We start from the raw sequence: 14,078 nt of genomic DNA on the forward strand, positions 1-14,078 counted from the left end.
GAACAAAAAGGAGTTAAGACACTATTAATTCACTTTAGAATCTATGAGTAGAATTAATTATAAATCACTAAATTAGTGACATCTTTAAACTACTTAGGGCATGATCAACAAAAAAGTAAACAACGTTCTCGACGCACTTCAAGGAATCGAAAACGGAATGACCATCATGCTTGGTGGTTTCGGTTTGTGTGGAATTCCTGAAAATTCCATCGCTGAACTTGTAAAGAAAGAAACCAACAATCTCACTTGTATTTCCAACAACGCCGGAGTCGATAATTTTGGACTTGGATTGCTATTGCAAAAAAAACAAATCAAAAAAATGATTTCTTCCTATGTGGGAGAAAATGCCGAATTCGAACGCCAAATGCTTTCTGGTGAACTCGAGGTAGAACTCATTCCACAAGGCTCTCTAGCCGAACGTTGTCGTGCTGCACAAGCCGGAATTCCCGCTTTTTTCACGCCGGCTGGTTACGGAACCGAAGTTGCTATTGGAAAGGAAACCCGAGAATTCAACGGAAAAATGCATGTCATGGAACACGCTTTCAATGCCGATTTTGCCATTGTAAAAGCTTGGAAAGGCGACACTGCAGGAAACCTCATCTTCAAAGGTACTGCTCGAAATTTTAATCCTGCCATGTGTGGAGCAGCCAAAATCACCATCGCCGAAGTCGAAGAATTAGTCGAAGCTGGAACTTTAGACCCCAACCAAATACATATTCCTGGAATTTTTGTGCAACGTATTTTTCAAGGGGAGAAATACGAAAAGAGGATTGAGCAAAGAACGGTGAGAGAAAGAGAATAGTTATAGTGCATTTTAAAAGGCCAAGACAAATGAGAAGAATTATACTAATTTTGACTTTAATGCTGCTGATAACTTATAACAGTGACGGACAGACAAACATTACCTTTAAAAAAGCAGATCACTATAAGACAAAAAAGTTCGATGTAGCAATCTTTCCAGAAAACTATTTTGAATTTATTTCTGAACAACGTTTCACTCCCTCAAGACAAGAAATTGACAAAGCAGAAATTGCGTTACGTAACAATTTAAAAATTTCAAACAAACAAGTAGCAAATCAATCCTCGACTCCAATTATTCATATAAAATTGAATAAATATAAGCGACAGTATTTCGGTTATATTGATAAAAATGGTGACAGGATTTTGTTTATTAACTGTTTCTGGTCTAAGAACAAAAACAATACTGAGCGCTGGTTGACAAGTGAAATTATGGTTCTTGATGGTGGAAGTTACTACTGGAATGTAAAATTTAACCTCGCCAAAAACGAAATTTTTGATTTGAATATAAATGGATCTGCATAAAAATTGCTATTCACCAACAGAAGAAAAACGCACTAAAACACTTGCTACAATTAATTTAGTCAATTGACTTAATGGAAAAACAGTTTTAATCAACCAAAACTTAAATAACCTTAAATTTCTTAATGGTTCAAAAAACAAAATTATGGCTTTAACAAAAGAAGAAATCGCAAAACGCATCGCTCAAGAAGTCAAAGATAAATACTTTGTCAATCTCGGTATTGGCATTCCAACTTTGGTAGCCAACTACATTCCAAAAGGAATCGACGTAGAGTTTCAAAGTGAAAATGGCGTTCTCGGAATGGGCCCTTTCCCATTTGAAGGCGAGGAAGACGCAGACATTATCAATGCAGGTAAACAAACCATTACCACTTTGCCTGGAGCTTCTTTCTTTGATTCGTCCTTGAGTTTTGCCATGATTCGTGGACAACATGTCGATTTGACCATTCTAGGCGCCATGGAAGTGGCAGAAAACGGCGATATTGCCAACTGGAAAATCCCTGGAAAAATGGTCAAAGGAATGGGAGGTGCTATGGACTTGGTCGCTTCAGCCGAAAACATTATCGTAGCCATGATGCACGTCAACAAAGCTGGAGAATCAAAAATTCTTAAAAAATGCACCTTGCCTTTAACAGGCGTAGGTTGTGTAAAAAAAGTCGTTACCGAATTAGCTGTTCTTGAAGTCACTCCGAAAGGATTCAAACTCATAGAACGCGCACCAGGCGTATCGGTAGAACATATTATTGCCTCCACAGAGGCTACTTTGATTATTGAAGGCGAAATTCCTGAAATGGTAATAGAATAATATGACTGTCCACTAAGCATATTAAATTTTCAGCACACAACGTTTTATAAAAAATTTGTCACGAATTACATTAATTTTCACTAATTTTTTAAAAATTATTGCAGGAATTCGTGTCAATTAGTGTAATTCGTGGCTGAAAGAAATTATTGGTATTAGTAACGAACTGTCATCTAGAATAATATCTTGAACCTTTGCTAAAGTTTAAATCTTTGACAAAGGTTCAAGAAATAACAAGCTTATAGATGATAAATTAATTCTTTTTAAACTCGATTTTCTTAGCCCCTTTTGGTATTTCTGGAATCCATTTTGGAACTTTTCCGAAACTTATAAAATGGATCACATTAGATAAAAACGTCATCGTAATTGTTCCCAATATAGAATGGAAAAAAGCAACCATCTTTAACCCAAAACGTAAGAAGGCAGTTGTTTCGGCCATATGAGAGCCAATAAAAGCAGCTGTTTTTTTAGTGCTAGAATTCAGATGATCTGCACGCCATTCTTTTACAAATTTACCGGTATCAATATTCACAGGACAAGCCAATGCACAAAGTCCATCGGTTGCGCAGGTTTCGTCTAGTTGGTAGGAGACATCTTTTCGAATTGCCACCAATCTATCAGGATCGTCGTTTGATTCCTCTAAACGGCTAATTTCTCTAGCAATCACAATACGTTGTCGCGGTGATAAAGTTAATCCTTCGGAAACGCAATGTGGTTCACAAAAACCGCATTCCATACATTTATCTATGATGCTATGTGATTCAGGAATTGGTTTTAAATTTTTAAGATGCGCTTTTGGATCAGGATTTATTAAAACATCAGGATTTATTTTATTTTGCGGGTCAAAAATGTTTTTGATGCGCTTCATAATTTCATAAGCTTCTGTTCCCCATTCTTTTTCAACAAAAGGAGCCATATTTCTTCCCGTTCCATGTTCTGCCTTTAATGAACCGTTAAAACGTTCTACAACTAATTCGGCCAATTCTGCCATTAGACTTTCATACCGATTTACTTCAGTTTGGTTTGAAAAATCCTGTGAAAAAACAAAATGCAGGTTGCCTTCTAAAGCATGACCAAATAAAACAGCATCGTGGTATTCGTGTTTTTTAAACAAATCTTTTAGAGCAACACAAGCATTGGCCAATTGTTCCAATGGAAACGCAACGTCTTCGATAATAACAGATGTTCCATTTTTTCGTAATGCACCAACTGTGGGCAACAATCCTTTACGGGCTTTCCAATTGAAATAATATTGTTTTGGATTGGAGGTAAATTCATATTCAGTATAGGTTCTAATCGATTCAAAACTTGAACGAATTTTAAGCTGTTTTAATAGCATATTATCCAAATCATTATCGCGACAATCAACAAGTAAAGCACAGGCGGATTCCGGTAAGGTTTTGAAATATTCAGGTGCATCCGGATCATTTTCAACGGAGCGAATCGATTCTCTATCTAATAATTCTACTGCAGCAACTGGGCTTGATTTCAATAAAATAGTGGCATTACACGCCTCTTGAATCGTATTGAAAATAATCAAAGAACAAGATTTAAATTTTTCGTCAATAACAGTTTGCAAAGTAACATTCGAAATAAATGCTAATGTACCTTCGGAACCTACCATTAAATGTTTGATAATTTCAATGGGATCTTCAAAATCCACAAACGCATTGATGCTATATCCTGTAGTGTTTTTTATTTTGAATTTATTTTTAATCCGATTATAAAGCATTTGGTTGCTTTTTATTTCGTCTCTAAGAATTTCAATTTCTTGAATTAAACCAGCTTGATTTCTCTTGAAATCTGATACACATTCTGGATCGGATGTATCCAAAATAGTTCCGTCGTTCAAAACGATTCGGATATCTGATATTGTTTTATAAGCGTTTTGAGCCGTTCCACAACACATTCCACTGGCATTATTGGCAACAATACCTCCAATCATTGCTGCTCCAATTGACGCTGGATCGGGTCCAATTTTTAGTCCATGTTGGGTTAAAAATTGATTGGCCTTTGCTCCAACAATTCCTGGTTCTAGTTTTATTTTTTGATTATTATCAAAAATGGTATAACTTTTCCAACCGTGTGTAGCAACCACTAAAACGGAGTCGGTTATTGCTTGTCCCGATAAACTAGTTCCTGCTGCACGAAAAGTCAAAGCGATATCTAGTTTTTTGGCTTGTTTTATAATTGCAACAACTTCCGTTTCGTTGTGTGCCAAAACTACAATTTTGGGAATTAATCGATAAAAACTGGCATCGGTTCCATAGGCCAAAGTTTGTAACGGATTGTCTAAAATTCTTTTGGAATCAATAGTTTTCGATAATTTTTTTTTAAACTTTTGGTAGGAAGGAGATAACATAATAGCAATAATTTCTAGGATTCAAAAATAGTTAAAAGGAAGTTCTTTTTCGCAATTTCACGTTTAGATTTAAAAAAGTTAACCGCAAATTCGCAAATATAAATAATTTGCGAATTTGCGGTTAACTTTTTTGAAGAACGATTTTTTTTGAAATAAACTAGTTTTTCAAATCCTTAATCACTTTAAAAGCAACATCCACTTCGTCTTCGCTAACTAAAATTGTAAATTCATTTGATGTCGAAATCACTTCGTTGATGATGATTCCTTCCCAAGCCAAACGTTGAAAAATAAAATAATATATCCCTGGAACAACAACATTTTCTTTGGGTAATTTCACTGTAATTGAAGCTAGGTTTTCTAATTTTTGAATTAGCTTTTCGCCTGCAAAATGTTTGTCAACTAAATGATTTACACTGTTACTTACTACAATATTAGTTTCATTAACACCTCTTGAAGAAGTATAAAAAATATCTGAAAAAGCATTGATATCTGTAATTAAATCAGCTTGTTTGTTCAAAACTGATTCAGATACTGCAAAGGTGTAATCTGTTAATTCCGAACGAACCGTGATTTCACCAATGTTTTTTATAACTTTATTTATTTTATGATTGAGTCTAAAATCAAGCTCTTCCGTAAGTCTTTTTAACGCCATTACTACTGCTCCTTGTTTTACTTCTTTGCCAAATTCACTTTCTAATTCGACCATAATGTTTCTCGATAAGGAAGTCAAATTGATAATTCCTAACGATAAAGCATTCAATAAAAATGGTTTAGTTTTAATGTAATTCTCTACTATTGAAGATACAGTTTTCATAGTGTAATAGGTGTTTTTACTTAGTTTTTACTTAGTTTTTGCTTTTAAATTCTGCGCAAAGATATATAAAAAACATTTTGTTACAAATATAACATTGATTATTTTTGTTAAAAATGATAAAAAGCATCGATAAGATGTTCAATTGCAAAGGATTTACCTTCTTTATTGATCGCAATAATGTCAAATCGAACCTCAACATCAAGATTTTTGGAAATTACGTATTCGTTTACTGCTTTTACCAGAAGTTGTATTTTTTTGGGTTTTACAAAATCTTGTGGTAAACCAAAATCTAGAGACGAACGTGTTTTGACTTCGACAACGGCAAGTATATTTTCTTTTGAAGCAATAATGTCGATTTCAGCTTTTTGGAAAGTCCAATTAGTATCCAAAATTTCATAGCCGTTTTTTCTGAGAAATTCAACAGCCATTTCTTCTCCGAGTTTTCCTAATTCGTTATGTTCGGCCATTGTCATTTAAGATTTAAGAGTGCAGATAATAGATTTGTTCTTTGCCACAAAGCCACCAAGAAAAAAACAAAGAAATTCAATAAATTTTCTAAAAAAGTTAAATTAATTTAAAATTTGTGCCTTTACGACTTAGTGGCAAATTGTATTACTCAAATGTCAGCTTAGAGGTTGTTGCATTTAATTCCAGTGAAACCTGTTTGCCTAGAATTAAGGCTCTATTATCACGAAAATGACCTGCCGGAAAATTATAAAGGACAGGGAAGGAATACCCTTTAGTAACATCTGCTATTATTTGGTTCGCATTTTTTCCCCAAGGAATGTCGTTGTCATTCATTTTTGTCATTGTTCCAACAATCAAACCACTCAAACCATCAAAACAGCCACAGCGTTTCAAATTCATCATCATTCGGTCTATATGATATAAATATTCATCTACATCTTCAATGAATAGAATTTTTCCTTTGCAGTCAATTTGTGCATTAGACCCCATCATGCTATATAAAATTGACAAATTTCCACCAACAATTTCTCCTTTGGCAGCCCCTAATCGATTGGCTGGATCAAATGGCAATTGATAATCTAAGGGTTCCCCAAAAAGTGATTTTCGTAAACTTTCAATAGATTCTTCGCTCGCTCTTCCAACTGTAATTGGCATGGCACCATGTAAAGATGCAATATGAAGAGTGTTTAAATAACTGTGAATTACGGTAACATCGCTAAAACCGACAATCCATTTTGGGTTTTGTTTGAATTTGGTAAAATCCAATAAATCAATCATTCGCACCGTTCCATAACCACCACGCATACACCAAATAGCTTTGATGTTTGGGTTGTCCATTTGAGTTTGAAAATCAGCTGCACGTTGTTCGTCAGTTCCAGCCAATTGATTGTCATCTAAACCTATCGTTTTCCCAATTAATACTTCTAATCCCCAACGGTGTAATAGGTCAATTGCCGGTTTTAGGTTATCATCAATGTTTTTTCGAGCTGTTGATACAATAGCTACAGTATCTCCTTTTTGTAAATAGGGTGGTATTTTCATTGGTGTTTGGGCTTGAATGTTCAAAAAATGTAAAACAAAAATAATCATTAGAAGTTTATTAAAACCGACATTGATTGTTTTATAAAAAAATCGATTGGAATGCATATTTAAAATATTTAGAGGGTTTTACTCTTTTTCAAATTTAGAATAAACCCATTACAAATATATTTTTTTATAAGGAACTAATTTATCTGAATAGGGATTTTTAATAAAAACTTTTTAAATAAAGAAAACGAATTTACCTAATAGTAGCTGAAATAAGGTGTAAATTAATTTTTGTATTATATTTTGTATTGTTTAAAAGCTGTTTAGTTTAAATTCAAATGATACAATCCGTTATTTGATTTCAAAAAGCTATACATTTATAACCTATAACCTTAAACTCGTTCTATTGAAAACTACTTTAATTTTCTTAGTTATCTTTTGCACTAGTATTGCAAATGCTCAAACATTAGAAGTTGGTTTACGCGTACAAAAAACTCAAGAAATGTATTGGGAAAATGGTGTTTCGGCACAATTTTCCTTTGCAAAATTTAAACCGGAACAATTTTTTTTAGGTTTAGATTATGTTACTTCAAGATTGGGTACTGCCTATCAATCGAATGCTATTAAACAAGACAGCTATTTGCTTTCCGGAAGTTGGTTATTCAATAAAAACAAACCCTATCACATTGTAACTCGTTTTAATATGGGTTATTTCTATTCTGATTTGGAGGAAGATATGTTTGCAGCAATTCCTAACACTTCATTTTTAGTATCACCAGAAGTTGGTTTAAAATATAATTTCAAGAAAATGCCAATCTCATTAAATCTTGGAGTCGGATTTTATATCATAACTGCAAAAGAAGGATATTCACCTGGAACTTTGCAGCCCCTTTATTACCATTTAGATCTGTATTATTCGATTTTAAAAACTAGAAAAAAATGAAAAAAATAAGCTTTCTCTTTATTTATATTCTTGTAACAATTTCCTTTTCCTGTAGCGGACCTACTATAACAGATGATTTGCTTGATGGTGAAGTGGTATTTGATCCGTCATTATATAATCCTGAACAATTTTTGGTTTCGGCGAAATACCCTATCCCCACTCCTGCTGATTTAAACAAACATATCATCCTCGCTGTTCATGGATATACGGCTACAACATTTGAATGGCAGGAATTTCAAGATTGGTCCGTTACTCCTTCTTATAGAATTTCACAAGTATTATTAGGCGGACATGGCAGGGATTATAATGCTTTCAAAAATTCAACTTGGGAAGATTGGCGTTCCTCTATAACTAGTGAATACGAAAAACTAATTGCTCTAGGTTATACTAGAATAAGCTTAGTAGGGTCGTCAACCGGTGGAACGCTATTATTAGAATTAGTAAATTCGGGTTATTTCAACAACCATTTACATCCAAAAAATATATTTTTAGTAGATCCAATTGTTGTTCCTTCAAATAAATTACAAACTTTAGTTGGAATTATAGGGCCAATGATTGTTTATGTAGAAACTGACCAAACCGCTGCAGAAAACAACTATTGGTATCGTTTTAGACCTTATGAAACTATTAATGAATTGAATAATGTAATGTCAATTGTGCGCAAAGGTTTAGAAAACGGAATGACACTGCCATCTGGAACGTATCTTAAAGTTTTCCACTCCTTGCACGATCCAGTTGCGAGCACTACTAGTTCTGTCTTAATATACAAAGGCTTAAAAACGAGTTCAGGAAGCAAAATTGAAGTTCAATTGATTTATTCTGACATTCATGTTTTTACTCGATTAAATTTACGCACTAAGGTAACGCTTTTACAAAAAAACAATCAACTTGATGTCTTTAATCAAATAGCCAATAAACTAAATTAATTATACTTCTTATTTAATTTTAAAATTCTTTCTGATTGCTGCTCTTTCGAACATTCATATTCATTGCAATACATTACCTCATCATTCAACTATGAAAAAACTAGTTTCATTACTTTTCATAAAATATAATTTTTACCTATGAATTATTTTGATTCTGGTTCTTGCTAACAACAAACAAAAATACCAAGTTAATAAAAAAGTGATTATTGCAAAGTTATATTCATTTGGCTAAAGGAGATATCAAAGGCGCCCTTTTTCCTTTAAATCAATTGTTATTTATGATTTTTTTAAACTAATGATGGAATACTGAAATTGATACATTCTTCATTTAAAATTTAATAGTTCAATCACTTAAAATTTAAAATAAAATATATTTTACCCCAAATTACAAAGGATATTTAATAATTAATTTTACCTTTAAGTACAGCATACCCTATAAAATAATGGGTCTTTAATGATTTATACGTTTTAAAAAAAATACAGATTTTAAAATTATCAGCTAAAAATTCACATAATTGTCAAAATTAATTACTTAAAAAACAGATATCGCATAAGTTACTAAATAGTCAGTTAATCCATATTTTTACTTGAAATAAATCAATATTTTTGTTTAAAATCTTAAATTTTATGAAATAATAAATAAAATATTTGACAATTTAATAATGAGAGATATGATGAAGTTGCCTCCAAAATTAAATCCCAATGGATGGGATGAAATGTTTTCCAATAAAGGTGTGAGAAATTCTTACCGCAAAGTCCTTCAATCACTTCAAGGTCTTACCCCTGAAAATCTAAGTCAAAAACAAAGACAAGCTTCTGATTTTTTCATGAATCAAGGGATCACTTTCACGGTTTATAGTGATGACAATCAAGGAATCGAAAGAATTTTCCCCTTTGATATTATCCCAAGAATAATCACTCAAAATGATTGGAAAGAAGTAGAATTAGGTATAGCGCAACGATTAAAAGCATTAAACTTATTTTTAGAAGACATTTATAATGAACAACTTATTGTAAAAGAAGGTATCATTCCTGCGGTATTAATATCAACTTGTCCACATTATATTCATGAGGTTCACGGAATAAAAGTACCGCATGATATTCATGTTCATATTGCTGGAATAGATTTGATACGCGGTGCAAAAGGAGAATTTTATGTTCTAGAAGACAATCTAAGATGTCCTAGTGGTGTAAGCTATATGTTAGAAAACCGTGAAATTACCAAGAGGATATTTCCTGAAATGTTTGCTACAAATGAAGTGTGTATGGTAGCAAATTATCCGATGCTTTTTCACAACATTCTAATTTCTTTATCTCCTAGAAACATTTCTAACCCAAACGTAGTATTGCTCACTCCTGGAATTTACAATTCGGCTTATTATGAACATACGTTCTTGGCTAGGCAAATGGGAATTCCACTTGTTGAAGGGAGAGATTTAGTTGTAAACAATTCTAAAGTATATATGAAAACCACTTCAGGATTACAACAAGTAGATGTAATTTACAGGCGATTAGACGATGAATATTTAGACCCACTCGTTTTTAAACCCGATAGTGTTTTAGGTGTGCCTGGTTTGATAAGTGCATACAAAACAGGGAATGTCGCTTTAGTAAACGCTGTAGGAAATGGAGTTGCCGATGACAAAGCAGTATATGCTTATGTTCCTGATATGATTAAATATTACCTTAATGAAGAACCAATTCTTAAAAACGTTCCTACCTACCAAATGAGCAATAAAGAAGAACGTGAATTCGTATTTGCAAATATGGGCAATATGGTAATCAAGGAAACTAATGGTAGTGGCGGATACGGAATGGTTATGGGAAATAAGGCCACCGAGAAAGAATTAGAAGACGCAAAAATTGCAATACTTAACGACCCTCGCAACTTTATTGCACAACCTATAATTCAGCTCAGCACTGTGCCTTGCCTGATTGATGGCGAACTGAAACTGCGTCACGTTGATTTAAGACCTTATGCATTGTGCGGCCCAAATGGAGTTAAACTAGTCCCAGGCGGATTAACTAGAGTTGCTCTGACCGAGGGCTCATTGGTAGTCAATTCTTCGCAAGGTGGAGGTAGTAAAGATACTTGGATTGTTAAATAACCAAAAGGACTTTTTTGACTTAATAAAAAAACAAATATATTATGAAAGGAAATATGCTCAGCCGAGTAGCCGATGGAATGTTTTGGCTAAACAGATATATGGAAAGAACTGATGGAATGTTACTTACTCTTAACACATTTTATATCCTGTCTATTGACAAGGATTTGGAAGATTTTCATGGATACAAGCCTATTTTAGAATACTACACTAATTTGTCTGATAAACAAATTGGTGAAGCTCAATTTGACACCAACTTTGTTCTAAAATATCTAGTTTGTGATAATCTAAATCCAAGTTCAGTAAAAAATTTGATTAGAAAAGCTAGAGAAAATGCAAGAGGTTCACAAGATAAAATTACCAAAGAACTTTGGGAACATATCAACTCTTTATACCATTATATAAATAATCCGGATTTGCCTAAAAAATTGGAAACTGCTGAGGCAATGACTATTATAGCCAAACTAAACAAAGATTTTTTACTCTATAATGGAATTATGCAAGTTACGATGCCTAGAGGTTTAGGTTGGAGTTTTTCATGCATAGGAAAGAACATAGAAAGATGTCTTCAAACCATTTCATTAACCCAAGCTTACTATGCTCCAATTCATTATAACCTTGAAGGAACTGAAGATTTATTGTATTGGAGACGATTATTATTATCTCTTTCCGGATATGAATTGTATTTGAAAAGCTACAGCAATATCCCTCACAATCGCAAAGTAGTACAACAAGTTATCTTCAACCCTGATTTTGGTCATTCAGTGATTTACACTTTGGGACTTATCGAAACTTATTTGGATATACTATTCAAAGACAATACCTTAAGTGAGGCGAGAACTTTACACAATCAATTTGGAAGACTTAAAAGTTCTATTAAATTTACGGATTATCATAACTTAACGAATGAACAATTAGAGTATGTGCTTAAGGATACAAAGTCCCAATTAATCCAGTTTTCAACTGATTTTTCAAAATTATTTTTCTCCTATACCTAACATAAAAATGGCAACTTTCAATATTGTACATACGACAAAATACCAATACAATTGGCCTATAAAGGAAAGTATCAATGAGATCCGATTATTTCCCCATGATTTTGAAAATCAAGAGGTAATACAATTTGAATTATTAATTACTAATAATCCACATGTTGATATATCGAAAGATTATTATGGCAACAGGGTCGGGAATTTTAACTCCTTAGAGCCGCACAAAGAATTAACCATTGAAGCTAGATCAATTGTTCGAGTAAATCATTCCCGTAAAATACCTGAAATCGACACTATCAAAGTACAAGATTTGGCCAATGACATAGAAAATAGTATTTATTTACAACGCCTTACTACACCAGAAACAATAGACAATCAGAAAGAAATAAACCTTATTTTAAAAAAATTAAAACTAGCTGAAAAACCTATTACAGCAATAGCCCAAGAATGCAATAAATATATTTATAAAAACTACACCTATACTAAAGGAATTACTAACATCGAAACCACAATCGACGAGATATTAGAAATCAAAAAGGGAGTTTGCCAAGATTTTACAAATTTATTGTTACAGCTCCTTCGAACTGTAGGTATTCCATCAAGGTATGTAAGTGGTTATATTTGCCCGAATGAAAGTGGATTTAGGGGTGAAGGTGCTACACATGCATGGGTAGAAATTTACAGCCCAACTCAAGGTTGGCTAGGCTTAGATCCTACAAATAATATTTGGACAATGGACAGCCATGTAAAACTTTCGGTAGGTAAAAATTTTCATGATTGCACCCCAGTAAAAGGAACTTTCAAAGGACTTGCCAGACAAACGCTATCCGTTTGTGTTTCTATAGGATATGAGGACGGAAGGCACTTTGAAGAAGTTAATGATGTACAACTACCTGAAATATCTATAGAACAACAAGTACAGCTTGACTATATCGAGCAATTACAAATTAAACAAAGACTACATCAACAACAACAATAATATCAATTGAAAATAAAAAAAACAGCCTTGTAAATTAAAAGTATTTACAAGGCGTTATTATTTTAAAAAACAATTATTTTTTACATGTTAAACAACCAGCTTGCAGGATTGTTATACGTAGTATTTTGTGAAATAGTAAACTTAAGTATGGTTCTTCCTGTTTCGCCACTAGTTCTAATTTTTCCGATTTCTTGTTTTATACTAACTTTATCTCCTTTGCTCACATATACTGAGCTCAAATTTTGATACACCGTAAAATAATCTCCATGTTGTATCATTACCGCTTTGTTAACTGGTGATAGGATAATTACACTTGTTACTTCCCCAGCAAATACGGCTCTTGCAGCTGCGCCTTGTTCTGTTGTGATTTCAACTCCACTATTGTGTATTTGTAATGAACTAAATTGAGGGTGTGGCTGGTCTCCATAAGGCAATGAAACAAAACCTTTTTCTACTGGCCAAGGTAATTTTCCTTTATTTGCTCTAAAATTATCTGCTAAGATCTTTGCTTCTGCAGTTAATATTATTCTAGATGATGAGGATGAAGATACTTTAGGGGCAGGTGCGTTTGGATTTGCTTTTGCATTTTCGGCAGCTGCTTTTCTATTGGCTTCGGCAATGGCTTCGCGAATTAAACGGTCTATTTGTCTATCGATGTTCTTCGCTTCTTGTTGTCTTTTTCTGATTTCTGAAGCTATTTTATTCTTATCTTTTTTGATAGACTTGACTACTTTTTCCTGTTCTTGCTTTTCTTTTACAAGTGACAATCTATCTTTTTGGTTTTCAACTATCAGTTTTTGTTTCGCTACTTTTTGAACATCTAATTTACCATTATAATCAATAAGCTGATTCGATTTTGATTTAATTTCTTCTCCTTGTGATTTTCTATAATTGGTATATTGTTTCATATACTGGGCTCTTTTATAAGCTTGCAAAAAATTTTCTGATGATAAAATAAACATAGCTCTACTTTGTTCAGAACGACTTTTATATGATTTTAAGATCATTTTTGCATAATCTTCTTTCAGAACTGTCAGTTCTTTTTTTAATTTATTAATCTTAACTTGATTAATATACATATCATTATTAAGCAATTTTGTTTGCTTTTCAGTAGTATTGATCAGTTTTTCCTTTAGCTTAATTTTATTTTCTTGGATGATAATAACACTTAAAGCTGATTTTTCTTTTTTCTTAACATTTTGAAGAATCTCTTCATTTTCCCGAATTTCTTTTTGAATTTGGGCTTTTCGTTGTTCTAATTTTTCTTGTTGCGACGATTGACTCCACATAAATGAAGATGTACATATAAAAACAAGGCTTATGAGAAATTTTAGCATATTG

Annotated in this window: 13 protein-coding genes; 8 read left to right on the forward strand and 5 right to left on the reverse strand. The window is 32.9% G+C overall.

Annotation, left to right across the window (positions count from 1 at the left end):
* Window positions 1-100: 100 nt before the first annotated feature.
* The 3 genes from E0F76_RS02070 (at window position 101) to E0F76_RS02080 (ending at window position 2,125) form a co-directional block, all read left to right on the forward strand.
* Window positions 101-802 (forward strand): CoA transferase subunit A, encoded by a 702-nt coding sequence (locus E0F76_RS02070; RefSeq protein ID WP_132000766.1) that lies wholly within the window; start codon window positions 101-103, stop codon window positions 800-802.
* 29 nt (window positions 803-831) lie between these two features.
* Window positions 832-1,323, forward strand: a complete 492-nt coding sequence (locus tag E0F76_RS02075; protein ID WP_132000768.1) for a hypothetical protein — start codon at window positions 832-834, stop codon at window positions 1,321-1,323.
* Window positions 1,324-1,465: 142 nt separating this feature from the next.
* Window positions 1,466-2,125: a CoA transferase subunit B gene (locus tag E0F76_RS02080; protein WP_132000770.1), complete on the forward strand. Its 660-nt coding sequence runs from the start codon at window positions 1,466-1,468 to the stop codon at window positions 2,123-2,125.
* A gap of 250 nt (window positions 2,126-2,375) precedes the next feature.
* Here the strand turns inward: E0F76_RS02080 and E0F76_RS02085 are convergent, their stop codons facing one another.
* The 4 genes from E0F76_RS02085 to E0F76_RS02100 form a co-directional block, all read right to left on the reverse strand.
* Window positions 2,376-4,484 (reverse strand): FAD-binding and (Fe-S)-binding domain-containing protein, encoded by a 2,109-nt coding sequence (locus E0F76_RS02085; RefSeq protein ID WP_132000772.1) that lies wholly within the window; start codon window positions 4,482-4,484, stop codon window positions 2,376-2,378.
* A gap of 157 nt (window positions 4,485-4,641) precedes the next feature.
* Complete coding sequence (locus tag E0F76_RS02090) at window positions 4,642-5,298, reverse strand: aspartate kinase (RefSeq protein ID WP_132000774.1); 657 nt, start codon at window positions 5,296-5,298, stop codon at window positions 4,642-4,644.
* A 107-nt stretch (window positions 5,299-5,405) separates the two neighbouring features.
* The gene (locus E0F76_RS02095) at window positions 5,406-5,765 is read right to left on the reverse strand and encodes a YraN family protein (RefSeq protein ID WP_132000776.1); all 360 of its coding nucleotides are present in this window, start codon (window positions 5,763-5,765) and stop codon (window positions 5,406-5,408) included.
* Window positions 5,766-5,910: 145 nt separating this feature from the next.
* Window positions 5,911-6,855, reverse strand: coding sequence for a S66 peptidase family protein (locus E0F76_RS02100; protein WP_246021956.1), 945 nt, complete (start codon window positions 6,853-6,855; stop codon window positions 5,911-5,913).
* Between the two features lie 343 nt (window positions 6,856-7,198).
* Between E0F76_RS02100 and E0F76_RS02105 the strand changes: the two genes are divergently transcribed.
* The 5 genes from E0F76_RS02105 (at window position 7,199) to E0F76_RS02125 (ending at window position 12,737) form a co-directional block, all read left to right on the forward strand.
* The gene (locus E0F76_RS02105; RefSeq protein ID WP_132000778.1) at window positions 7,199-7,735 is read left to right on the forward strand and encodes a hypothetical protein; all 537 of its coding nucleotides are present in this window, start codon (window positions 7,199-7,201) and stop codon (window positions 7,733-7,735) included.
* Window positions 7,732-8,661: an alpha/beta hydrolase gene (locus E0F76_RS02110; RefSeq protein ID WP_132000780.1), complete on the forward strand. Its 930-nt coding sequence runs from the start codon at window positions 7,732-7,734 to the stop codon at window positions 8,659-8,661. The genes E0F76_RS02105 and E0F76_RS02110 overlap by 4 nt, the downstream gene beginning before the upstream one ends.
* Window positions 8,662-9,332: 671 nt before the next feature.
* A complete protein-coding gene (locus E0F76_RS02115) occupies window positions 9,333-10,769 on the forward strand; it encodes a circularly permuted type 2 ATP-grasp protein (protein WP_132000781.1) in 1,437 nt (478 codons plus the stop codon).
* A gap of 41 nt (window positions 10,770-10,810) precedes the next feature.
* On the forward strand, window positions 10,811-11,764 hold the full coding sequence (locus E0F76_RS02120; RefSeq protein WP_132000783.1) for an alpha-E domain-containing protein: 954 nt from the start codon (window positions 10,811-10,813) through the stop codon (window positions 11,762-11,764).
* Window positions 11,765-11,771: 7 nt separating this feature from the next.
* The gene (locus tag E0F76_RS02125) at window positions 11,772-12,737 is read left to right on the forward strand and encodes a transglutaminase family protein (RefSeq protein ID WP_132000785.1); all 966 of its coding nucleotides are present in this window, start codon (window positions 11,772-11,774) and stop codon (window positions 12,735-12,737) included.
* A gap of 80 nt (window positions 12,738-12,817) precedes the next feature.
* On the opposite strand, the gene E0F76_RS02130 is transcribed toward E0F76_RS02125, so the two are convergent.
* Entirely contained in the window at window positions 12,818-14,074 is a 1,257-nt protein-coding gene (locus E0F76_RS02130) for a murein hydrolase activator EnvC family protein (RefSeq protein WP_132000787.1), read from the reverse strand.
* Window positions 14,075-14,078: the final 4 nt, after the last annotated feature.

The sequence above is a fragment of the Flavobacterium cellulosilyticum genome (genome assembly GCF_004349355.1).
In the GTDB taxonomy this organism is placed as follows: domain Bacteria; phylum Bacteroidota; class Bacteroidia; order Flavobacteriales; family Flavobacteriaceae; genus Flavobacterium; species Flavobacterium cellulosilyticum.